The 22,150-nt window shown below is 59.5% G+C and carries 19 protein-coding genes; 2 read left to right on the plus strand and 17 right to left on the minus strand.

The window, feature by feature from the left end; translation table 11 throughout:
* Nucleotides 1-133: 133 nt before the first annotated feature.
* Nucleotides 134-1,738 (minus strand): recombinase family protein, encoded by a 1,605-nt coding sequence (locus tag HZZ16_RS20515; protein ID WP_197951065.1) that lies wholly within the window; start codon nt 1,736-1,738, stop codon nt 134-136.
* Between the two features lie 152 nt (nt 1,739-1,890).
* On the opposite strand from HZZ16_RS20515, the gene HZZ16_RS20520 reads away from it, so the two are divergent.
* A complete protein-coding gene (locus HZZ16_RS20520) occupies nt 1,891-2,364 on the plus strand; it encodes a thioredoxin domain-containing protein (RefSeq protein ID WP_197951067.1) in 474 nt (157 codons plus the stop codon).
* Nucleotides 2,365-4,905: 2,541 nt separating this feature from the next.
* On the opposite strand, the gene HZZ16_RS20525 is transcribed toward HZZ16_RS20520, so the two are convergent.
* Nucleotides 4,906-5,118 (minus strand): hypothetical protein, encoded by a 213-nt coding sequence (locus tag HZZ16_RS20525; protein WP_197951069.1) that lies wholly within the window; start codon nt 5,116-5,118, stop codon nt 4,906-4,908.
* A gap of 1,095 nt (nt 5,119-6,213) precedes the next feature.
* Nucleotides 6,214-6,417: a hypothetical protein gene (locus HZZ16_RS20530; RefSeq protein ID WP_197951071.1), complete on the minus strand. Its 204-nt coding sequence runs from the start codon at nt 6,415-6,417 to the stop codon at nt 6,214-6,216.
* A gap of 983 nt (nt 6,418-7,400) precedes the next feature.
* On the opposite strand from HZZ16_RS20530, the gene HZZ16_RS20535 reads away from it, so the two are divergent.
* Complete coding sequence (locus tag HZZ16_RS20535; protein WP_197951073.1) at nt 7,401-8,315, plus strand: TauD/TfdA dioxygenase family protein; 915 nt, start codon at nt 7,401-7,403, stop codon at nt 8,313-8,315.
* A 155-nt stretch (nt 8,316-8,470) separates the two neighbouring features.
* Here the strand turns inward: HZZ16_RS20535 and HZZ16_RS20540 are convergent, their stop codons facing one another.
* The 14 genes from HZZ16_RS20540 to HZZ16_RS20605 all read right to left on the minus strand — a co-directional run bounded on the left by HZZ16_RS20540 (nt 8,471) and on the right by HZZ16_RS20605 (nt 22,132).
* On the minus strand, nt 8,471-8,713 hold the full coding sequence (locus tag HZZ16_RS20540; protein ID WP_197951075.1) for a DUF2274 domain-containing protein: 243 nt from the start codon (nt 8,711-8,713) through the stop codon (nt 8,471-8,473).
* Between the two features lie 4 nt (nt 8,714-8,717).
* Entirely contained in the window at nt 8,718-9,929 is a 1,212-nt protein-coding gene (locus HZZ16_RS20545) for a TraB/TrbI/VirB10 family type IV secretion system protein (protein WP_197951077.1), read from the minus strand.
* Nucleotides 9,926-10,960, minus strand: coding sequence for a P-type conjugative transfer protein TrbG (gene trbG / locus HZZ16_RS20550; protein WP_376707576.1), 1,035 nt, complete (start codon nt 10,958-10,960; stop codon nt 9,926-9,928). The genes HZZ16_RS20545 and trbG overlap by 4 nt, the downstream gene beginning before the upstream one ends.
* Nucleotides 10,957-11,640, minus strand: a complete 684-nt coding sequence (gene trbF / locus HZZ16_RS20555) for a conjugal transfer protein TrbF (RefSeq protein ID WP_197951079.1) — start codon at nt 11,638-11,640, stop codon at nt 10,957-10,959. The genes trbG and trbF overlap by 4 nt, the downstream gene beginning before the upstream one ends.
* Nucleotides 11,641-11,744: 104 nt before the next feature.
* Nucleotides 11,745-12,974, minus strand: a complete 1,230-nt coding sequence (gene trbL, locus HZZ16_RS20560; protein ID WP_197951081.1) for a P-type conjugative transfer protein TrbL — start codon at nt 12,972-12,974, stop codon at nt 11,745-11,747.
* On the minus strand, nt 12,971-13,342 hold the full coding sequence (gene trbK-alt / locus HZZ16_RS20565) for a putative entry exclusion protein TrbK-alt (protein WP_197951083.1): 372 nt from the start codon (nt 13,340-13,342) through the stop codon (nt 12,971-12,973). Before trbK-alt ends, trbL begins: the two co-directional genes overlap by 4 nt.
* Complete coding sequence (gene trbJ, locus HZZ16_RS20570) at nt 13,342-14,070, minus strand: P-type conjugative transfer protein TrbJ (protein WP_197951085.1); 729 nt, start codon at nt 14,068-14,070, stop codon at nt 13,342-13,344. Before trbJ ends, trbK-alt begins: the two co-directional genes overlap by 1 nt.
* Nucleotides 14,067-16,508 (minus strand): conjugal transfer protein TrbE, encoded by a 2,442-nt coding sequence (gene trbE / locus HZZ16_RS20575; protein WP_197951087.1) that lies wholly within the window; start codon nt 16,506-16,508, stop codon nt 14,067-14,069. Before trbE ends, trbJ begins: the two co-directional genes overlap by 4 nt.
* A gap of 7 nt (nt 16,509-16,515) precedes the next feature.
* A complete protein-coding gene (locus tag HZZ16_RS20580; RefSeq protein ID WP_197951089.1) occupies nt 16,516-16,779 on the minus strand; it encodes a VirB3 family type IV secretion system protein in 264 nt (87 codons plus the stop codon).
* Nucleotides 16,779-17,102, minus strand: a complete 324-nt coding sequence (locus HZZ16_RS20585; RefSeq protein ID WP_197951091.1) for a TrbC/VirB2 family type IV secretion system protein — start codon at nt 17,100-17,102, stop codon at nt 16,779-16,781. Before HZZ16_RS20585 ends, HZZ16_RS20580 begins: the two co-directional genes overlap by 1 nt.
* A 1-nt stretch (nt 17,103) precedes the next feature.
* Nucleotides 17,104-18,018 (minus strand): P-type conjugative transfer ATPase TrbB, encoded by a 915-nt coding sequence (gene trbB, locus HZZ16_RS20590; protein ID WP_197951288.1) that lies wholly within the window; start codon nt 18,016-18,018, stop codon nt 17,104-17,106.
* A 230-nt stretch (nt 18,019-18,248) separates the two neighbouring features.
* The gene (locus HZZ16_RS20595; protein WP_197951093.1) at nt 18,249-19,580 is read right to left on the minus strand and encodes an MFS transporter; all 1,332 of its coding nucleotides are present in this window, start codon (nt 19,578-19,580) and stop codon (nt 18,249-18,251) included.
* Nucleotides 19,581-19,714: 134 nt separating this feature from the next.
* Nucleotides 19,715-20,140 carry a ribbon-helix-helix domain-containing protein gene (locus HZZ16_RS20600; RefSeq protein WP_197951095.1) on the minus strand — a complete coding sequence of 142 codons (426 nt, stop codon included), beginning with the start codon at nt 20,138-20,140 and terminating at the stop codon, nt 19,715-19,717.
* Between the two features lie 6 nt (nt 20,141-20,146).
* Nucleotides 20,147-22,132 (minus strand): conjugal transfer protein TraG, encoded by a 1,986-nt coding sequence (locus HZZ16_RS20605; protein WP_197951097.1) that lies wholly within the window; start codon nt 22,130-22,132, stop codon nt 20,147-20,149.
* Between the last annotated feature and the right edge of the window lie 18 nt (nt 22,133-22,150).

Consider the following 22,150-nt stretch of genomic DNA (forward strand, 5'->3'; position numbering starts at 1 on the left):
CCGCCACACCAAGATGGCCGTCTTTGAGGCTCACCTCATCCTGCACCAGTTCACGTGTAAGCCACTTCAGACGGCGCGCGGCTTCGACGGCCCTGTTGCCGTCACAAACTTTGCTGCGGCTGAGTCTTTGCCGTCATCTCGACTGTGCTGTCTTGGCTCGGGAGGAACGGTTTGCCATGATCAGGCGCCTCACAAGCGATCTGGTCAGGGCGTCGAACGTTTCAAAACGGTGAGCCTTACGTCGTATGCGATGTCTTTCAGTGAATCTCTCAAACCTGCCGAATTTTTCCGAGGTTGGTAGCAGTAGATAGTCAAGCACTTCTTTATTGGTCTCAGTTAGCCTGATCACGATGATCCATCCGGGCAGCAATTTCTGTAGAGCTCGAATTGTCCAAACCGACGAGTGGCTTTCCCTCATCTTGCGCTGGCATCGGGCTATCCGGAGGGCGACACCGACCTTCCCATTTACAACGACGGTTTGGGCAACTCTGTTCATCTCTACTTGCCCACCCCCTTTCTCGATCTGAGCAGAAAGCCGGGAGGCGAGCCGTTCTATCAATTCTGCCCAAACCTCGCGAGTGTCTAAATAACCGCAACCTTGTTTCGAGGTATACCCAATCAACCTATAGACATTACGGAGGCTGCCGAAGTGCTGCACGTACGTGCGTGTGCAGGGAAGGCCGATAGTTCTATTTATGATTTTCGGACTGAGCTTTCCCTCTTTCATTAGAGTTCGCCGCAAACGTGTCAACATCTCATTTTCACTGAGATGCACTCGCCGCTCCGCCATGAGCTTTTTCACGCGCCGGAAAATATCAGGCTCAATGATCGGTTCGATACACCCTTCCCTCCTGACCCAGCGATCAGGTGAATTGTACACTGACTTGGCCTTCAACTTGCATGATCGGCGGTTGTAGATGAGATTTCCGATGTACTGCTCGTTTCGGAGTAGCCGACCTATCATCGCGCGATCCCACTCCTTGCTGGTGGGACTAGGCACAGCCCGGTAATTGAGTTCGCGAGCGATCGCAGTTTCTGATTTGCAATCCAGGAATCGCTGGAAGATCCACCTTACGACGGCCGCTTCTTCAGCCGGTCCCGGCGTCACCCTAACGTGATCCGTTGTCAGGTATTTGCGTTCACCATCTCCTAGCACTCCTTTCGATTTCTGGCTTGGATCGACCAACTCCCGCCGGAGGGCGTATCCAACGCGCCCGCCGGACAAAAAGCCGAGGCTCGCAAATCGCGATTGACCCGCATGTACCTTGACTGAAAGTTCGCGACTGTACTCTGCGGCCATCACCCTCTTGACGTTCTTCACAATGCTAGACAGCAAGCTGCAGTCATTGTCGAACTGTTCGGCGCAATAAATAACCTTGATGCCTGCTTGTTTGCAAATGAACTCGTAATGAGCGCTTTCGTCCGTATCTTGAAATCGTCCCCATCGGCTTACGTCATACACCAAGACATGCTCAAAGTCGGCTTGCCCAGAACTGACGTCTTCGAGTAGCCGGATCAGGCCAGCTCGGTTCTTGATTCGAAGCCCACTTTCACCTTCATCCTTATAGGTCCGAACAATCGCCAGGCTGTGAGCCTGCGCGTATGCAGCAATTGCAGCGGCCTGATTTTCAATCGAATATCGCTGGTAGTCGGTTGACATCCGGACATATTGTGCGGCGCGATTGCTGTTTCGTCGCTCTGGAAGTTTCACCTGTCGAAGCATGAGCGCGTTAGCCATAGTGGCTCCAATCAATCATACCCGCACCGTACGCCCACGCTCCGGCGGCTCAACCGCAATTCCCCGTGAGGGTCGCCTCCCCGAAGTGACAACGGCGGCCGGATAATTGCCGAGAACCCTCGGATGGCGGCGCTTCGCCCAGAGCACGATTCTTGTTTACCGAGCGGCATAGCACAGAAATTCTACATGACGCCGGGTTCCTGGTCGACCGGCATTCATATCCTGTAGAAACACTGGAGCTGCCGTTCGAGGTCTGGACCATCAACCTTCCCTCGGGCGAGTATCTTGGGCGCGAGTACCTCAAGACCAGTCCCAGGGGCACGATGCCCGCGCTCTTGCTTGACGACGGCCCGCTCTTACCAATTTCAAGTTTAACGCGCTGTGGCTCGCAGAAATCCGCCCGCGCTGCAAGCTATTGCCGGATGCCCCCGCACCGGCAGCGCACGCCATCGAGCTGCCCGACTTTCGCGCTGATCCAACTGCACGGTAAAGGCTACATACGGATCTTCAGGTTCGAGCGCGACATCTCGTCGAAGGAGGGGCGGCAAGGCAGCTACATCATACGCAAAGCGGCAGCGCCTTCGAGCAGCATCGAGTGCAACCGAACCGCGAAATCGAACGACTAGTGGACGCGATAGCAAAAGAACACGGCGATCCATCAATTCTCAGGCCAAGATGACCGCCATAGGTGCCGAGCGAAAGCAGATTTGTGAGGAGTCAGAGCGAGCCGCACATTCCTAAGGAAATCGCGCTATATGCGGGCATTCTGAAACCATACGAGGAGCCACTCGACTGGCTTGGCGGAGCGCTGGGGAAATGTATTTCAGCCGGAGACGCAGAGGCCGCACGGGCCAGCAGAGACCTTGTCGATACGATGACTGCGTTCCGTTATCAGACATACGGGATGGAGTAGCGATTGAGATTGCAGGCCGATTAAATGCCCTGCTCGGCGACGCTGCCCAACCTAAAGGCGGTCGACACCGGAGTTTTACGCAAGCGTTGAGCCAGCTTAATGCCGCTTTCCCAATGCTGTTTGGGGATCGCGCGGGTTATAGTCCCCGCAAGCCAAATAAATACCTTGCGACTCTTCGGACTGATGAGCACTCGCCCGCAACGCTGGCGTCTCATTTGCTAACGCGGTTCCGAGGAAGGCGTCGGGATAACCGGCGAGATATTTCGTGGCTGCATAAAAGTAGAGCGGTGTCGCCCAGGTACTATCCATTATCACGAGAGTACCCGACGGATGCGACAGCACACGAGCAAGCAGCTCCAGGCCTGATGGCCGACCATGGAATCGTTTTCAGCATGAGCCGGCCCAGGACGTGTGGGACAATGCCGCGATAGAGAGCCGCTTCTCAATACCGAAGGGACGGGCGGTAAGATCTGAAGAACGAGAGACGAAGCTCGCTCCGACTGTGTTCTACTTAAAGGTCTTTACGACACGACCGCAGGGACTCGACCACGCTTATGTCAGCCCGGTTGAGATCGAGCGCAAGCTGGGTTCAACTGAACCCGGTGTCCGTTAAGCCCGCAGCAGCTCAGGCCCGCGCTGAATAGCGCAAGACCACCGATTTCTCGGCTTCGATCACGCCCGGACTTGCTCGAATTGATTAGCGGTTGTGATCGGCGATCAAGGGCTTGCGGCCAATCAGTGGAGCGCTGGCTTATCGAGCCCCGAGGCCCAGGGCAGCGTAGGATGGCCGGCGGCAGATGACGTCGGCGCCAACTGCTCGAGACGAGTTGGCCAGGGACTTTGTGCAAGATTTCTATTTCATGCTAGACAGAGGGTGCGAAGATGAACCAGAAGGCCGGGCTATGCAAAGCGACGACTGAACCCGTGTCGCCGGCGGGTGCGTGATCGCCTGGCGGTCCGACAACTTGACTTCTCCCGTGCCGTGTCGATCACCTCGAATGACGTGAGACCTGTCCCGTCGCCGGCATCCCCTTTCGCAAAAGCTTCGACAGCCGCGCCGACTCGCAGCAGAAACTGTGGGTCGGAGGCGGTAGGAGCACGCGTTATCGCAGAATGATCTCGGAGAACGCCCGCTCCGGCGAAAAGGCCGCCTCAGCTACAACAAACAAGTGACCGCTCTAGGGACCGGGATGCAGCACCTCTCCAAGCTCGGCCTCATTGGAGGCTCACCTCTTCCTGCACCAGTTCACGTGTAAGCCACTCCAGAGGGCGCGCGGCTTCGACGGCGCCGTTGCCGTCACAAAGAGCCGCCCCAACGACTTCGATCTGGAGCTGTATCATTGTGCGGAAAGTTTCGGTTTGGGACTCGTCATCCATCGTGCAGCACTTCGGTGCGGAACACGCTGCATGGGACTAGCAGGTCCACTCGCTAAATTCCCGAAGGGATTACACTTGCTTTCCAGACCATCTGAGTTTCCTTGAGAATCCCCTGAAAACCTGGTCCGGGTTGCGTGGGCCGCAGATACCACTGTCGCACCAGAAGGGCTGCGCGGGGATCACAAAGCACGACTACTAAGAGGTCCGCCCGACACTCAGCCGAGTCGCCCTGAACGTCTGTCCCTACGCCTCATCGTTATCCACCGCTTCGAAGGCGGTCGGCCCTGAATTCGGCTCGATCGGCTTGTACACGCTCACAGCTTCGACGTTCCTCGACCTTGCCACCTACCTCCCGCACAGCGAGTTATCGGGATACTGGCTCACGACGTGATCTAGGCGGCGTGGTTTTCCGGCATTTGGAGCGACCCGGTCGTCTAGGTGTCATGTTCCCATTTCGTGCGGCCATTAAGCTGTAAAGTCCAGCCACCAATCCTGGGAGGCGTCCCATGACCGGCCTTTCCGTTACAATTTCGCAGCCCCTGCGAGATTGGACACTCCTTGAAGGCGAGGTCGCTAGCCTTGTTATGGCAAGGTTGGCAACTGAAGTTAGTCGGGGCGTGGTAGGGACAGCGCGTTTCGGACCAGCACAAGCGCCGAGTCACGTCTCGGCTAACTTCACCGGCAGCGCGGGCGCGGCAGGGACAGCGTCGAGTTTCTCTTGAGTTAAGGCGCCGAGTCGCGCCTGCGTTGCCGTCGATATCAAAGCGGTTCGGCTGCAGGGTCAAGCGGTCGACATTATTCAAAAGCTGACAATCCGTCGCAAGATGATTTGAGACTGCTCAGTGCTCTTGAAAGGGCAGGCTCTGGCTCACTATGGTTAGAGGGTAAGCGCACCGTTGCGCTGTAAGCGGCGGTTTGCGATGGCGTCGCGCTTGATGCGTTTTCCTTCTACGAGGATCGCCTTGGCTCTGTCGACGCAGGCGTTGGCTGGTGTGAGCTTGCCGATGCTCACGTCACAGCGCACGTGATTGTAGTGAGTGACGACACCGTACTTCACCTCTGAGATCACCGGGTAGTTAATACCTTTCAAGCAGAATCCCGTTCTTCAGCGTCGAATCCCAGCGCTCGATCTTTCCCTGGCTCTCAGGATGGTACGGAGCGCCGCGCACGTTCTGTATGCAGTCGTCGAGCCATTTGAACGGACCGTCTGCCACGTAGCTCGAGCCATCGTCGCTGAGAAGACTTGGCCGGTGCGCGATGGCGATGTGATCAAGGCAGGTGCGGCTAATGCTTGGTCGAGGGTGGCACTGACTCAGAATCGCACATGGTGGAACCATGCCTCAGACGCGACGTAGCGCTAGGAGTCCTCAGGCACGGTCGAGAGATAAACGACCCCATAGTGAATTCGGTCTGCCAGAGCTGGTGAGACAGGCATCGCCTTGTCCTTGAACTCGCTCGCGGACCTGGATCACCGCTAGGCCGAGTTGGTGATCGAGCCTATAGGCCCACGCCTCGGATACAAAGTCACTCCGTTCGTCGGCGAACCGCACGGCGAACCTGCGCGCCGACAGCTCCGGTCGGTCCAGCACCAGATGGATAAATCCGGCCTCCCACATCATCGTTGATGAGATTCCCAACCCGCTTCATGACCGGTGATCTACCAGCGGTTTTCCCCTCGCATTGACGACCAAGCCGGCGACAATCGTGGCCCGTGGGATCCCCAGCGTGTCCAGCGCTTGGAGGCGCGATTGCTCGACCAACTGGAAGATCGCGGCCTGCGCGGAGGCCCGATACCTTATGCCTTGTCGTCCCATCCTCGTTCATGCTCCTCTCAGCACGCAATTCTCCAGCTTCAGATCGGCGACCACCTTCTTCAAGACAGCAGCCTCCCGGCGGAGTTACTTCAACTCGCTGGAGGTCGCAGGTCGGACCGTGTCGCTCCTAAGGCGGCGTTTGCCGCCAACGAGGAACTCCGTGGACGAGCCGCAATACATCGAGGTCGCAATGCCTTGTCGACGGCAGAGTTCGGAGATGTACTTCTTGCCGCGAGCACCATGCGGCTACTCTCCTTCGTCCCCCCTATTAGTGTATGCCTAGGACAGTGGGATCGCGAAACTGGAAGCACGTCCGAGCCAGTGTGGATCGTTTGCGCCGGACTAAAACCACACCGCACCTCACGTGCGCGTCAGTCAGCAATCTGCATGTCCTTCGCTATGACGAGTAAGATCTCGGCTTTGAGGCTGCCGGCCCGGAAAGCTGCCGTAGCTCGTTGCTCAACAACAAGCGCCTGCATTGCAAACCAAGCTGCTTCGCCGTGCATGCATCCTGCTGTAATACGGGCCCGACCAAGACTGTGAAACGGTCTTTTAGTACCTGAAAAGCGCAGCATCTTCTCATTTCGAACGATCCTGACCTGCGGACGACGCTGCTCTGGTAGGATTTAAGGCAGCTCGCGCACCAGTATCGCAACAAATAGGGGCGCTGGCTTTGAAGTGACCAGGCTACGTAGGTGCGAGCTCTAATGTTTGAGTGTTCACCTAAAAGCAGGATGATCGGCATCATCGGCTGGAAATTTCTTGCTCGAAACCGCCCTCCTTCTCAGCCAGCTTCCGAAGCGTGCGCAGGTCGACACGTCCGACCGAGGGAGTATCAATATAGTCTATGTCTATCCCCGATTTTTCAAGACACTCCGCCTTACATAGGGCATCTCTTGCACTCAACCTTTGAACCGAAAAATGCTTGCGGCTAAAACCCGATCGATGACACCTAATACTGTAGCGCACGGATCCCCTCCGTTGAGGGCGACAGTATATCCGACTTTTTGCAGCAGTACGGCCGACCATCTTTGGTAGATCTGCAGCTCTCAGATGCTCCAGCGGCATTAGTCGAGATTAACTCAGGTCATCAATTACTTCACCAGATTTACGAGCCGCACAGTCAACTCGGGGCTTACCGCGCTGTAGACACTTGTCCGTTTTCTGACAGAGGCAGAATCTCGTGTCAGGTACATCACAGCGCTTAGCAAGCTTGAGACTGTCGAGAGCCCATTCGGCATGTGGTAGCCAGCGCCGCTTGGCCTGGCCATTGCTTAGATAAATCGATCCTACAGAAGCATTTCTTTTTTCAACGCCATTGATTGACGAAAATTGAAGATTTGCCGGGTTGGCGCACTCCTGCTATCCGCTTCGTCGTCACGACATAGAAGGGTGAGGCCGGCGAGCGAGCTCTTTCGTCACTCGGTCCAACCATCGGCTCAGTTCCGGTTCAGTGCCCATTGGTGGTACATGGCTGCCTTTCGCTTGGCATGATGCTTGCTGAAGATCATTTGCTCTCAGAAGCACGAAAGACAATCCAAGGACTTAAAGACGCAATATGAGCGCAACGGGGTTGATCGGTGACTTCATTCCACGCACGAATGTGGTGAAACGTGCAGGGCGCATCGGCGCCGAAATCAAACATGTGAAGCTATCAGGCGATCTACCGGATCACGCCATCGCTGCGATAAACAGCTTGTTGATCGAGCACAAGGTGATCTTTTTCCGCAATCAAGGACATCTCAATGACGCCGAGCAGGAGCGCTTTGCCGCTCGTCTCGGAAAGTTAGTCCCGCATCCGATGCTCGGTGCCACCAAGGGTACGACGTCGCTCCTCGAATTGGACTCCGCTCGCGGGGGCGGTCGCGCCGACGTTTGGCATGCAGACGGGACTTTCGCCGACGCCTATCCCAAGATTTTGGTTCTGCGGGCCGTTGTGATGCCATCCTTCGGTGGCGACACCGTCTGGTCGAACACAGCTGCCGCTTATCTTGATCTGCCGCCACCGCTACAACAGCTTGCCGAGCGCCTATGGGCCGTTCACAGCAATGTTTTCGATTATGCCGGGATCGCTCGTGTCCGCGAGGTCGACAAGAAGCACTTTGACGAGGTGTTCACCAGAACGATTTTTGAAACCGAGCATCCCGTTGTACGCGTGCACCCTGAAACAGGCGAGCGCACGCTAGTGCTTGGCGCCTTGGTGAAGCACTTTGTTGGGGTCCCCAAATACGACGGTCAAAAGCTGTTCGATCTTTTTCAATCGCACATCACCGCGCCCGAAAACACTGTGCGCTGGAAGTGGTTAGAAGGCGATGTTGCAATATGGGATAACCGGGCAACGCAGCATTACGCTGTCAACGATTACGGGGACCAGCATCGCGTCGTACGTCGAGCCACGATTGAGGGTGACGTGCCTGTCAGCGTAGATGGCCGGAGCAGTGTAACTCGCCCTCCACAGCGCTCTCGCGTCTGAAAACCAAAAAACGCAACAAGCGGAACTGTATCGGGCAGACGCGGGCACACACCTCCGACATGATATCTCAGCTCTTAGCGCCAGCTCGGCGAGGCCTAGGCTGATGCGACGCAACCATTTAGCTTTGACTAGCAGTTTCAAGATACCTTTGACCATCACCGTCCTTCGCCAGCGGGCGGTACGTGGCCTTCACGCTTCAGTTTTGAAAATCCTCTATCCGTGGCCATAAATCGCGCCAACATGAGAGCGATGAGCTTGGTCGGATCGACTACTTGACCACCCTGACGCGTAAGCGCTTCTGCATATGCAGTGAGATCACGATACACAGCCGCAGGCAGCTCCGCACTCACTTTGACCGGCTTGTCGTCTGGAAGCTCGCCTATTTTGAGTTTTGGCATGTTGTCACGCTCTATAGGGCGTAAGTATGAGATCATGATTGACAATAACGCGAATCGGGAAACCAGGTCGCACGGTCAGAGTCGGCTGAATGTTGAGGCTCCGCCGAACTACCTGTTGTCCGGTCTGATTCAGTGAGTCCGAGGCGCCGTGCCGCAACGCCTGGATGATTGCGCTATCGTTGCTATTGGTGTCCGAGCCGGCACCCAATTCGGTCCCGACCGCCAGAAACGTCGATAGTGCCGCAGCCTTGAACAACTCGCCCCAGTGATTGTCGACCTGATCTTCGAGACCTGCATATCCGGCGGTGTCAGTGCCAGGCTGCCGCTCGAGGACAATGGAGCGCCCATTCGGCATCATCAGGCGCGTCCAGACGAGCAGTACGCGGGATTGACCAAACGAGACCTGACTATCGTAGATCCCGATCAGACGTGCTCCCTGAGGCACAAGCAGAAACCGGCCCGTCGGCGTGTCAAACACATTCTCGGTGACTTGGGCCGTAATCTGGCCTGGCAGATCCGATCGTATCCCGGTGATCAGGGCTCCCGGAATGACGGTCCCGGCCTGCACGATATATGGTGAAGCTGGCCTCATGACACGGTCAGGACTGACCGTGCGACGGTCCACGGACGCATTGACGAAGGCAAGCTTGCGGTCCTGGCCATTCTGCGCAGATCCATCGTCGCCACTGCTCGTGGCGTTTGGCGGCACGCCGCGCTCGCTTCCGAGAGGCGCGGTGCCGGACGGACGCACTCCTCGTCCATTGGCAGAAGCGAACAACTGGCTGATGCGGGCTGCTTCGGTCTCTTGATCACGGCGCTGCTGGTCATGATCAGCGCCGGTCGTCGGTAATTGACCTTGAGCAGCAAGGATCGGTCGGCCGAGGTCCCCGGGCAGCGGTGGACCAAGCTGCGGAATCGGCTGGCGCGGAACGCCAGCGTAATCCTTCGGCAGCGTCGTGATGCCGTCGGCAACATTGTGATGGTCGGTGCTGTAAAGCTCATCGGTCACCTGTTCTCGGGATTGCTTGTTCTGCAGCGACCACATCACCGCTCCACTGATGACGAGGAGGGCTACCGCGCTCCCTCCGGCCAGGACTTTACGCGACAACCCCGTTACCCGTGGATTCTCCGCTCTCAAGCGGAAGCTTTTGGACTGTTCCTCTTGTGTCTCCGGCGGCACTGTTACCTCGTGATCGTCTTCCCTCCGCGTGTTCATGACGACGGCCTCCCGTCGGTCCTGAAAATCCTGACCTTCTGCTGATGTTCGCCGCCGAGCCGAAGTTCCGCGGCTGCAAACAGCCGATCGACGATTAATACGTTGCCGTAGGCACGATAGTTGACGAGCTCGGTCTTGCCGTCTGGGCCGATGACAAAGAGCGGGGGCATCTCCCCTTGCACGATGCCTTGCGGGAATTCAACATAGACCTTGCGGCCATCGTCATATGCGGCAACCGGCCGCCAGGCAGGGCTGTCCCCTTCGATGGCATAGCGAGAGATGCGTTGCGCCGGATCGGGGAGAACCGGTTTCAGAGCGACTGAACGGGATCGTTCGCGCGCTGTTTCCGGATAGTACCAGGCAACGGATGGCATGTACGGACGCTCGCGGGAGCGAAGCTCGATCAGATAGGTGCGCCGATCGGTATTGACGACAAGATTGGTCTCGATCGATGCGCGGGTCGGCTTGACGAGGATGTGGACGCGTCGCGTGTCACCGCTCCCGCTCTCGGTATCGCCCACGACCCAGCGTACGGTATCTCCCGCCGCGATGGGCCCTGCCCCTGTCAGCTGCTCCCCTTCCTCCAGCGCGATGTCCGTGATCTGCCCGGGTGCAGCGTAAATCTGATAGAGCGCTCCGGGACTGTAGGCGTAGATTTGGGCTGCGTTGAAATACCCGCGCCTGCGAGGTTCGACGCGGGCCGCGCTGTTTGCGGTCTCAACCCGGCTCACGGGTTCAGCGTCTTCCTTCCCTCCCCACTTGCCGCCAAGAGCCGGCTTCCAGAGCGGTGGAACGTGGAGCGGTCGCGCTCTTTCGTCGAGAGGCATTGGAGGCGTCGGCAACGCAGGCACTTCCGCGTCATAGCTGATCTCCGGCGGTATGTAGGTCGCGCACCCACCGAGCGCCGACGAACTAAGCATCAGAGCAGATAGAAATGCACGCTTCGAGCTCACGAACCCTGGCCAAGCCGAATTGAGCCAGGATTCTGCGATGTGATGCTTCGAATCAACGTCAAACTTTGTCTTGGTCACTGACTCAACTCCTTTGACCAGTTGATGGCGCGGACGTAGACGCCGAGAGGATTCTTACGCAGGCGCTCGGCATCCCGCGGGGTCTCGATCACGACGGTCAGAATCGCAGTCCAGCGCTCGGTCGAACTCAGCGAGCCGTTGTCGTAGGTTCGCTGGGTCCACGCGACGCGAAAGCTGTCTGGAGACGCGCGTATGACGCTAGAGACGTCGACGGAGATCTGCGCCTTGCCGAGCCTGGCAAACGGATCGTTGTTGCGCGCGAAGTCGTTGAGCGCGGCGGCCCCGCGATCGGTTGTAAATTCATAGGCTCGAAGCCAGTTCTGGCGCAGGACGATGCCGTCGGCCGGCAGGCCTCTGACATCCTCGATAAAGCGCGCCAGGTGGTAGGCGATCTGGGCATCGGTGGGTTGATAGTCGATGTTGGCTGGCGCGATCCTTTGGGCCTGACCCAGCCGGTCGACTTCGACGATCCAGGGCGTGATCGATCCCTTGCTCGATTGCCAAACGAGCCCACCGGCAAGGCCGGCGGACAACATCAAGCAGCCGAACGCCATCAAGCGCCAGTTCTTGGCCTGGACGCGAGCCGATCCGATGCGGTCATCCCAAACCTGCGCTGCCTTTTGATATGGCGTGACCGGCTGGGGCATGCGCCCGTAGTGGACGGAAGGTCGCTTGAACATAGGTGATTGCCCCTTGGATCGAACGGTCGGTTTCAAATCGTGACATGGCTAGGTATGGGAGGATCGCCGTCGCTAGCGGGCGCGAGAGCGGAGACTCGGTTGTGTCAGCGCTCTCCTTCGGACAAGTCGACCGACGAGCCGCTACCACCGTGATCGCCGGAGCGCACCGCGTGCCCAGCAGCCGACGCACCATGCCGAATGCTCTCGGCTCGCTTCATGCGCCGCGCCCAATCGGGCTGCCCTTCGCTGGCGCTGCTGGCAGCCTGGTCGCCCGCGCGCCCGCGTCCGCCCAATGTTGCCGCTGCGCGACGGAGCGGGCTCATGACCGCCGATCCGCCAGATTCCGTGACGCCAGCAAGGCCGCCACTTCGATAAGCCGCGGATGCGCCACTCAAGACGGCACCACCACCGCGCGCGGCACCCGCGATCGCGCCGCCGGCGAGACCCGCACCACCCGCGGCAAGACCTGCGCCGGCCACAACAACACCGCCGGCAGCAAGTCCCGTCCCGATCGCAGCGCCGGCGCCGAGTTGCGGTCCACCGGACACCAGGCCATTTGCGATTCCCGGGCCGAAGATGCCGAGGCCCAACAACGAGAGCGCGGCGAGCACCAGCGTCATCGCATCTTCGATGGTCGGTTGTGCGCCAGCGATGCCAGAGGTGAATTGCGAGAACAGGGTCGAGCCGATGCCGACGATGACGGCCAGGACCAAAACCTTGATTCCGGATGATATGACGTTGCCCAACACCCGTTCGGCTGCGAAGGCGGTCTTGCCAAACAAGCCAAAGGGAATGAGCACAAAGCCGGCGAGAGTCGTCAGCTTGAACTCGATCAAGGTGACGAAGAGCTGGATCGCGAGAATGAAGAAGGCGAGCAGCACCACGACCCAGGCGAACAGGAGAACGACGATCTGAACGAAATTCTCGAAGAAACTGATGTAGCCCATCAGGTTCGAGATCGACTCGAGCAGCGGCCGGCCGGCGTCGAGGCCGACTTGAGCAATCTTTCCCGGTCGCAGGAAGTCTGACGCGGACAGGCCCGCGCCGGATGCCTTGAGCCCTAGACCAGCAAAGCTCTCGAAGACGATGCGCGCCAGACTGTTCCAGTTGCTTATGAGGTAAGCGAAGACGCCGACGAACAGCGTCTTTTTGACAAGGCGCGCGATGATGTCCTCATCCGGCCCCCAACTCCAGAACAACGCAGCGAGCGTGATGTCGATCGCTGCAAGGGTGGTCGCGAGATATCCGACGTCGCCACCCACGAGCCCAAAGCCGTTGTCGATGTAACGGGTGAACGTCTCCAGGAACTGATCGATGATCCCGGTACCGGTCATGGCTTGCTCGCTTCCGGTGACGCCACGGTTGGATACCCCTTCGGCAGCCGGCTCTCGTCCTTTGGCGCGAGCGTCAGACCGTCGACGGGATCGGGACGGTGTGATGCGACAGCGCCGTCTTTTCTGCCAAAGAATCGGCGGCGGTTTTCGGCCCAGACCCGCTGGCAGTGCTGATAGGCTGCCGTTTCTTCCGGAGTGATAGTGCTGCAGCGGGCGAGGTCAGAACGATCGACGTCCGCGGTCTGCTCCGCCTTCGGCGGCGAGGAAGCATCCTGTCCACCACGAAGCTGGATCGTGCAGGCCGCGACAACGAACACAACGATCGATACGGCCAGCGACAGCGCTTTGAAGGCCTTTGCGTCGCTCATCAGTGAAACATCTGCACGTTGGAGGATTGATAGCCCTGTCCCGGCGTCAGAAACCGCCGAAGTTGCTCTCGGCCCTGGTCCTGGGCAGCGGCACGCTGAGCTGCTTCAAGACTCTGCGCCCTGCCCTGTGCGGCCACCGTTGCGGTGAGATCGGCGAGCTGTTGCGCCTGGAGCGCGAGGATCTGATTGCCGGCCTGTGTTGCCTGAAGGGCGCCGCTGGCGCCCTGGCTCGATGTTACGAGCGCCGACGTTTGGATGCGGTTGGTGTCCAGATTGCCAACCACGCCGGCCTGGACTCGGAGCGCATCCTGCAGTGCAGCGACAGAATTCTGCCAGCGCGATTGAGCGTTGATGATTAACGCCTGGTTGGACTGGCTGCCGTTGGACGGCGCGTAGCTGGTCGAAAACGCCCTATCGATCTGCTGGACGTCGTAGGCGATCCGCTGGGCCTGGGCCAGCAATTGCTGGGTCCGCTGGATCGACGATTGCAGCTGCTGCAGCGACGAATATGGCAGGCTTGCCAGATTTCTCGCCTGATTGATCAGCATCTGCGCCTCGTTCTGCAACGACGTGATCTGATTGTTGATCTGTTGCAGCTCTCGAGCCGCTGTCAGGACGTTCTGGACGTAATTGTTGGGATCGAAGACGATCAGTGCTCGTGCGGGCACTGCGACGCCGAGCACAAGCGCGATGGTGCCCGCGGCTGCCAATAGGCCAAGACGCCTCATAGCGATTTCTCCAAATTGACGAGATTGGGGATCAGGTCCGTCGCCCAGGCGACGCCACGGTGCTGGAGCCAGGCCGGCACGAAGCCGTCGCGCCCATGTTCGGCCAGGAGCTGCTCGATGGCGGCCTGGTCGGTCTTGGAAGAGGCTGCGGTGAAGGCGAGCGCAACCTCACCTAGGCCGAGCTCGAACATCCGGTTGCCGCGCCGAGACTGGCAGTAATAGTCCCGCTTCGGCGTGGCACGGCTTAAGAGCTCGATCTGGCGGTCGTTGAGGCCAAAACGCCGGTAGATGGCTGATATCTGCGGCTCGATCGCCCGTTCGTTCGGCAGCAGCAAGCGCGTCGGGCAGCTTTCGATGATCGTCGGCGCGATCGCAGACCCGTCGATGTCCGAAAGTGACTGGGTGGCGAAGACGACAGACGCATTTTTCTTCCGAAGCGTCTTCAGCCATTCGCGAAGCTGGCCGGCAAAATCATCATCGTCCAGGGCCAACCAACCCTCATCGACAATAAGGAGTGTGGGCCGGCCATCGAGACGATCTCCAATGCGATGAAAGAGGTAGGCCAAAACTGCCGGCGCAGCAATCGTTCCGATCAACCCTTCGGTCTCAAACGCCTGGACCGAGGCTTCGCCAAGCCGCTCGAATTCGGCGTCAAGCAGTCGTCCGGACGGGCCGCCCAGGCAATAAGGTTGAAGGGCACGTTTCAGGGAGTTGGACTGCAGCAGCACCGAAAGGCCGGTCAGGGTGCGCTCCTCCCTTGGTGCCGAAGCAAGAGATGTCAGCGCCGACCAGAGATGGTCCTTGACCTCCGGGGTGATCTCGATTTTTTCCCGTGCCAGGATCGCGCCGAGCCACTCCGTGGCCCATCCTCGCTCCATGGAATCGTCAATCCAGGCCAGCGGCTGCAATGCGACTGGTTTATCGTCCCCGTCAGACAATGCGCCGCCGAGGTCATGCCAATCGCCGTCCATGGCAAGCGCGGCGGTGCGGATCGAACCGCCGAAATCGAACGCAAAGACCTGCGAGTTCGGATAGCGGCGGAACTGCAACGCCATCAGCGCCAGCAACACAGACTTGCCGGCGCCTGTCGGTCCGACCACGAGAGTATGGCCGACGTCACCGACATGCAGCGAAAACCGGAAGGGGGTCGATCCCTCGGTCTTGCCGAACAGGAGGGGTGGACCCTTGAAGTGCAGATCTCGCGCCTCGCCCGCCCACACGGCCGACATCGGAATCATATGGGCCAGATTGAGAGTCGAAACCGGCGGCTGCCGCACGTTGGCATAAGCGTGCCCGGGCAGACTGCCGAGCCACGCCTCGACGGAGTTCACTGTCTCGATCATGCAGGTGAAATCGCGACCTTGGATCACCTTCTCGACCAGCCGCAGCTTCTCATCGGCAGCATTGGGATCGCGGTCCCAGACCGTGATAGTCGCCGTGACAAAGGCTTGTCCGATCTGGTCCGACCCCAGCTCCTGCAGCGCCGCGTCGGCGTCCAACGCTTTGTTGTGGGCGTCGGTGTCGAGCAGCGTCGACGCCTCGTTGGTCATCACCTCCTTTAAGATCGCGCCGATGGACTTTCTCTTCGCGAACCACTGGCGGCGGATCTTGGTCAGCAGCTTGGTGGCATCGGTCTTGTCGAGCATGATTGCCCGGGTCGACCAGCGATACGAAAATGCCAAATGGTTCAGATCGTCCAGGATTCCTGGCGTCGTCGCGCCTGGAAAGCCGACGATCGTCAGAACCCGCACATTGGCCGAACCCAGCATCGGCTCGAGCCCACCGGTCAGCGGCTGGTCAGCCAACAGCGCATCGATGTACATGGGAATTTCGGGAACACGAACGCGATGACGCCTGGTCGAAATCGTCGAATGCAGGTAGGTCAGCGTGTCCTGATCATCGAGCCAGCCGCATTCGGGCATAAACCCCTCGACGAGCTGAAGAACGCGATTGGTTTGATCGATGAACCCGCGGAGCACCTCGCGAGCGTCGGCACCAACGGTGCGATCGCGGCCCTCATAGAGCAGTCGCTCTGCCTTGGCGGCCCCCTCCTCCGGTGGCAGATAGAGGAAGGTCAGGAAATAGCTGGATTCATAGTGTGCGCCCGCCTCCTCGAACTGGGCCCTGCGCTCAGCGTCGACCAGCGCGGACGCAACGTCTGGAAAGGTGCTCGGAGGATAGGCTCCTGCAAAATGGCGCTGCGCTTCTACGAACACGGCCCAGCCGGATCCCAGGCGACGCAAGGCGTTATTCAAGCGGCCGGCGACGGCGACAAGTTCAGCCGGCACTGCGCTGTCGAGGTCTGGCCCCCGGAACTTCGCCGTCCGCTGGAACGAGCCGTCCTTGTTTAGGATGATTCCCTCGTCGACCAGGGCTGCCCAGGGCAGGAAGTCGGCGAGGCGTGCGCTGGAATGGCGATATTCCGCGAGATTCATCATGACAGACTCAGAGGTTGAGATGACCGGGGATGCGCAGATGTCGGCGCACCACATCGACAAAAGCGGGGTCGCGCTTGGCGGCCCAGACGGCGGCCATGTGACCGATGAACCAGAGGACGAGACCGGCGATCCAGAGCCGCAGTCCAAGCCCAAGAGCCGCGGCCAACGTGCCGTTGACGATCGCGACCGACCGCGGCGCGCCGCCCATCAAAATCGGTTCGGTCAGGGCACGGTGAACGGGCACGACAAAGCCTGCGACCGGATCATCCATCAGATCACCACGCCACCGCCGAAGGAGAAGAACGACAAGAAGAAGCTTGAGGCCGCAAACGCGATCGATAGACCGAACACGATCTGGATCAGTCTGCGGAAGCCGCCCGACGAATCCCCGAATGCGAGCGTTAGGCCGGTCACGACGATGATGATGACGGCGATGATCTTGGCGACCGGCCCCTCGACCGACTGCAAGATCTGATTGAGTGGCTGCTCCCACGGCATGTTCGAGCCAGCCGCCCATGCTGGCTGAACTGCCAAAAGCACCGTGCCGAAGGCCGCCAACGATGCACCTCGAAGAAAGCGAAATTCCTGACGCATGTCAGTCTCCTGCTGTTGAAAGGCTGTAGTCGCCGGTGGCACCCAGCCCTGAGACGGTGGCGAGCTCAGCGAGGCGGCGGTCAGCACCGCGTCCCACCAGCACGGCGACGAGGTCGATGGTCTCGGCGATCAGGGCGCGGGGAACCGTGATGACAGCTTCCTGGATGAGTTGCTCGAGCCGCCGTAGCGCGCCGAGCGCAGTCCCAGCATGGATGGTACCAATGCCGCCGGGATGGCCGGTGCCCCAGGCCTTGAGGAGGTCGAGTGCTTCGGCACCTCGGACTTCGCCGATCGGGATGCGATCAGGACGCAGTCTGAGGGAGGAGCGGACGAGATCCGACAGCGTCGCCACACCGTCCTTGGTCCGCAGCGCAACGAGATTGGGCGCCCTGCACTGTAGCTCGCGGGTGTCTTCGATCAGCACGACCCGATCGGAGGTCTTCGCCACCTCGGCCAGGAGTGCATTTGTCAATGTTGTCTTGCCGGTCGATGTCCCACCGGCGACGAGGATGTTCTTCCGTGCTCCGACCGCGTTCTTCAGGATCCTGGCCTGCTCTGAGGTCATGATCTTCTTGGCAGCGTAATCGTCGAGCGTAAACACGGCGACGGCGGGCTTGCGGATAGCAAAGGCCGGGGCTGCGACGACGGGAGGCAAGAGACCTTCGAAGCGCTCGCCAGTCCCGGGCAGTTCGGCCGAAACCCGTGGCGCGCCGGCGTGCACCTCGGCGCCCACATGATGCGCAACCAGACGAACGATGCGTTCTCCATCCGCGGCCGACAGAGTTTCGCCTGTGTCGATCAGGCCGTTCGACAACCGGTCAATCCACAAACGCCCGTCCGGATTGAGCATCACCTCGATGATCGCCTCGTCTTCGAGGTAGCCGGCAATCGCGGAGCCGAGCGCGCTACGCAGCATTCGCGCACCGCGCGAACTCGCTTCCGATTGAATGGAATGGATTGCCACTGTTCGCCCCCACCGAATGAGGACGTCCAACGAGCGTCCTCATGTGGGGATGATTAGAAAAGCCACCAATGGACTTGGCGCAACAAGCGCTTTCGGTGATCGTAGGCTGGCGTAGAAAAAGAAAGCCTGAGAACTGATACTTAGGGTCAACTCAATGGTATCAGTTCGCTGCGAGTTTCTGCTCACCACTCCGCATCGTCACCCACGGGCGGCAGAAGGATGACCGACTCCTCATATAACCCTATTAACTCGACAGCGGAGCAAACATCAGCCGGCTTGAAGAAGGGGATTGAATTCATCCAGGAAACGATGGATCGGCGCCAAGACAGCATGAACCAGGCCAACGCCGCGATCTGCGCTGCTACGTTGACGCCGAATGCGACTTGATAGGCCTGGATGGCTCTATGACCGTCATTCGCAGACCATTGCTCTAGGATAAGACCTGTCGCGTATTGTGCCAGGAACGCCCAACCAAAGTGCAAGACGTTTAGGGCGCTGTTGGCACGACCGGCAAGCTCCGGCGGAAAGTAATCTGCTATTACCGCGAAGCTGACCACCGTTGCCGTTCCGGCAATTGCGACAACTGACCAAGGCAAGATGGACGGCAGAGGCACTCGCAGGATCAAAGCTAGCTCGGCTGCGACAAACAGCACTGCAACCGTCGCTAATACCGTCTCCGCCCCGATGCCCCTTCGTTTGACGTAATGAACGGTCATCCCGAACAACAAGGCGCCGCCGCTCAAAACGATCGACATTATGAACAGCTGTCTTACGAGACTTGCGCGATCAAGCCCCTCCACGTCGGTCATCCATCGTGAGGCCCACAGTCCTTGCAGAGACCAGGCTGATCCAATGCACGTTGCCGAAAATGGGGCCACTCGCCAGAAGCGACGATCGGCAAAAACGGAGCCAAGGGTGGCGCGCGCTGATGATGGGGCAACGACTCGCTCAGGCACGACGACATAGATGAGAATGGCCGTCGCTCCGGTAGCGGCCGCCAGAATCTCAAAGAGCTGCCGCCACCCCATCCAGGCGAGCAGGTATTCGACGGGAACCGTAGCGGTCACCGCTCCTAGCGATCCCAGCATGACCATGTAGCCGTTCAGCAAAGCAACTCGCTCCCTGGGGAACCAGATGATGATGGACTTCAGTCCAGCAGTCAGCGCTGCAGCAACACCAAACCCGATCATTGCACGCGCGATCAAAAGGGACATGAAGCCGCTCGATACCGCGAACAGTCCGGCGCCCATTGCTGCGAGCAGGAGCAGAACACTCTGGATGCGGCGCGGACCAAAGCGGTCCAGCAATATGCCGACGGGGATCTGCGCCGCCGCAAAAACGAGGAAATAGACCGAGGTAAGCAACCCGAGGTCAGCAGCCCCAAGCCCAGCATCCGAGCTAAGATGACTGGCGATCAAAGCGGTGATCGTTCGAAACAGATACGAAAGATAGTATCCAACTGCAAACGGGAGAAATACGCGTGCGGTGAGGCGCCATGCCCCTGAAATCTGCATGCTGGCCTCTCTTGCTGTCAGCTCGTGCGAGCCGATAGCGCGTCCAGCTTTTTGTCAGTGCGCCTAAATTGCTGCGGTCGTAGGCTGGCGTGGAAAAAGAAGGGACGGCGCGATAGCCTATCCAGGACGCTCGGTCAGGGTTCGTCGACCGGTTCCTGACGGCGGATATCTTCCGGAATCTCGCGGAGAAAGCTTTGCCCCTTTTGCACGCGGCGGCCGAGTGCCTCGACAAATCCTTCGAACCGCTCCCGGCCTTTTGCTTGCGCGGCCGCCTGCGCGTCATTGGGCAGTGGCGGGGTGATCGTCAGCCAGAACCGTATGAAGAGCGCCAAGCTTTCGGCCGTCAAACTGACGTCGCGCTCCAGTCTCTGCATCTGACGCGACAGCCGATCGAGGCGCCGGGCGAACGCTGCCTCCCGCCTGTCCGCTCCGTCAGGTGAAAGAAAGGAGGCGACGGCAGCTTCCACGATGGCAGACCGTGAAAGCTTCTTGCGATCGGCGAGTTCCGAGATCTGTTTCAGAAGCTCTGGCGGGAAATAGACGTTCATCCGGTCGCGCATATTGCCTCAGAGCTCCATGCCGTCATTCGGGTCCATGGCGACTTGACGGGCGACACCGCGCATCTGTTGGCGTATGAGCCGGGACTGACGGACCGCATCCTCATCATCGTCAAGAACAGCGGCAAATTCCTCTGCCGGCGTCGGTTCGGTTGTCTCCTTGGCGATCGCGACGTGATCGGGGAGTTCGGGCTCACGGCGGAGACCGCTATTCGACGAGTCTTCCTCGGCCTCCGTGGCTCTGTCAGTTGGACCTGCCGGCTTCAACGGTCCAAGCGCTGACCATCCGTCCGTTCGCAGCGATCGGCCGGCGCTCGCCGGATCGGGCGGTGACAAAACCCGCTCGGTGAACCGGCGATCCTCGTAATAGCGGACCTTCTTCGCCCTGATCGGCGCCGTCCCTGCCACCATGACGATCTCGTCCATCGGCGGAAGCTGCATGACTTCGCCCGGGGTCAAGAGCGGCCTTGCCGTCTCTTGGCGGGAGACCATCAGATGCCCCAACCAGGGGTTGAGCCTGTGACCGGCATAGTTCTTCATTGCCCGCATCTCCGTCGCCGTGCCCAGTGCATCGGACACCCGCTTGGCCGTCCGCTCGTCATTGGTCGCGAAGCTGACTCGGACATGGCAATTGTCGAGGATCGCGTTGTTCGGCCCGTAGGCCTTCTCGATCTGATTGAGCGATTGCGCGATCAGAAAACTTTTGATGCCGTAACCTGCCATGAAGGCAAGCGCGGACTCGAAGAAGTCGAGCCGCCCGAGTGCAGGGAACTCGTCAAGCAGCATCAGGACTCGATGCCGGCGGTCGCGAGCGTGCAAGTCCTCGGTCAGCCGCCGGCCGATCTGGTTCAACACCAGACGGATCAATGGCTTTGTCCGCGAGATGTCGGAGGGCGGCACCACGAGATAAAGCGTGGTTGGGCGGCTATCTGCGATCAGGTCGGCGATCCGCCAGTCGCACCGACAGGTCACCTGGGCCACCACGGGATCTCGGTAGAGCCCGAGGAACGACATGGCGGTGGACAGGACACCGGAGCGCTCATTCTCCGATTTGTTCAGGAGCTCGCGCGCGGTCGAGGCGACCACGGGATGAGCACCCAGCTCGCCGAGGTGGGGCGTGGTCATCATCGCCTTCAGCGTCGCCTCGATCGGCCGTTTGGGGTCGGACAGGAACGCGGCCACACCAGCGAGGGTCTTGTCCGCCTCGGCATAGAGGACGTGGAGGATGGCCCCGACCAGGAGCGAATGACTGGTCTTCTCCCAATGGTTCCGCTTGTCGAGCGAGCCTTCAGGATCGACCAGAACGTCGGCGACGTTCTGGACATCGCGAACCTCCCACTCCCCACGCCGGACCTCGAGCAGCGGGTTGTAAGCCGAAGATTTCGGATTGGTCGGGTCGAACAGCAGCACCCGGCCATGTCGCGAGCGAAAGCCAGCGGTCAGTTGCCAGTTCTCGCCCTTGATGTCGTGAACGATGGCTGAACCCGGCCAAGCCAATAGCGAGGGTACAACGAGCCCAACACCCTTGCCCGACCGGGTGGGCGCGAAACACAGCACATGTTCAGGTCCGTCATGGCGTAGGTAGTAGCCGTCGAGTTTTCCCAGCACCACGCCATCGGGACCAAGAAGCCCGGCGGCTTTCACCTCCTCAAGATGGGCCCAGCGCGCAGAACCATAGGTCTCGACGTTCTTCGCCTCACGCGCCCGCCAGACCGACATGCCGATCGCCACTGCAATCGAAATGAAGGTCCCCGACGCCGCGATGAAGGCTCCCTCAACAAAGACCTGAGGCGCATAGGCATCAAAGACAAACCACCACCAGAAGAAGATCGGCGGGTAATAGATCTTGAAGCCTGATAGCTCGAACCAGGGCCGGCCAAGCTCCGGTTGATAGGCGAGCCGCCATGCCGTCCATTCGGTTGCTCCCCAGATCGCTATTAGAACGATCAAACCGACAACGATCACCTGGCCCCAGAGGATCTTGGTTCCGGACATCCCGAACGTTCCTTCCAC

Origin of the sequence: Bradyrhizobium glycinis (assembly GCF_016031655.1) — a bacterium.
GTDB classification, from domain to species: domain Bacteria; phylum Pseudomonadota; class Alphaproteobacteria; order Rhizobiales; family Xanthobacteraceae; genus Bradyrhizobium; species Bradyrhizobium glycinis.

Bases quoted from the DNA above. Each gene is read 5' to 3' on its own strand.
- HZZ16_RS20515 (WP_197951065.1), bottom strand. From the start codon at position 1,738: ATGGCTAACGCGCTCATGCTTCGACAGGTGAAACTTCCAGAGCGACGA.
- HZZ16_RS20530 (WP_197951071.1), bottom strand. From the start codon at position 6,417: ATGCTGCGCTTTTCAGGTACTAAAAGACCGTTTCACAGTCTTGGTCGG.
- HZZ16_RS20535 (WP_197951073.1), top strand. From the start codon at position 7,401: ATGAGCGCAACGGGGTTGATCGGTGACTTCATTCCACGCACGAATGTG.
- HZZ16_RS20540 (WP_197951075.1), bottom strand. From the start codon at position 8,713: ATGCCAAAACTCAAAATAGGCGAGCTTCCAGACGACAAGCCGGTCAAA.
- HZZ16_RS20545 (WP_197951077.1), bottom strand. From the start codon at position 9,929: ATGAACACGCGGAGGGAAGACGATCACGAGGTAACAGTGCCGCCGGAG.
- trbF (WP_197951079.1), bottom strand. From the start codon at position 11,640: ATGTTCAAGCGACCTTCCGTCCACTACGGGCGCATGCCCCAGCCGGTC.
- trbL (WP_197951081.1), bottom strand. From the start codon at position 12,974: ATGACCGGTACCGGGATCATCGATCAGTTCCTGGAGACGTTCACCCGT.
- trbK-alt (WP_197951083.1), bottom strand. From the start codon at position 13,342: ATGAGCGACGCAAAGGCCTTCAAAGCGCTGTCGCTGGCCGTATCGATC.
- trbJ (WP_197951085.1), bottom strand. From the start codon at position 14,070: ATGAGGCGTCTTGGCCTATTGGCAGCCGCGGGCACCATCGCGCTTGTG.
- trbE (WP_197951087.1), bottom strand. From the start codon at position 16,508: ATGATGAATCTCGCGGAATATCGCCATTCCAGCGCACGCCTCGCCGAC.
- HZZ16_RS20580 (WP_197951089.1), bottom strand. From the start codon at position 16,779: ATGGATGATCCGGTCGCAGGCTTTGTCGTGCCCGTTCACCGTGCCCTG.
- HZZ16_RS20585 (WP_197951091.1), bottom strand. From the start codon at position 17,102: ATGCGTCAGGAATTTCGCTTTCTTCGAGGTGCATCGTTGGCGGCCTTC.
- trbB (WP_197951288.1), bottom strand. From the start codon at position 18,018: ATGCTGCGTAGCGCGCTCGGCTCCGCGATTGCCGGCTACCTCGAAGAC.
- HZZ16_RS20595 (WP_197951093.1), bottom strand. From the start codon at position 19,580: ATGCAGATTTCAGGGGCATGGCGCCTCACCGCACGCGTATTTCTCCCG.
- HZZ16_RS20600 (WP_197951095.1), bottom strand. From the start codon at position 20,140: ATGCGCGACCGGATGAACGTCTATTTCCCGCCAGAGCTTCTGAAACAG.
- HZZ16_RS20605 (WP_197951097.1), bottom strand. From the start codon at position 22,132: ATGTCCGGAACCAAGATCCTCTGGGGCCAGGTGATCGTTGTCGGTTTG.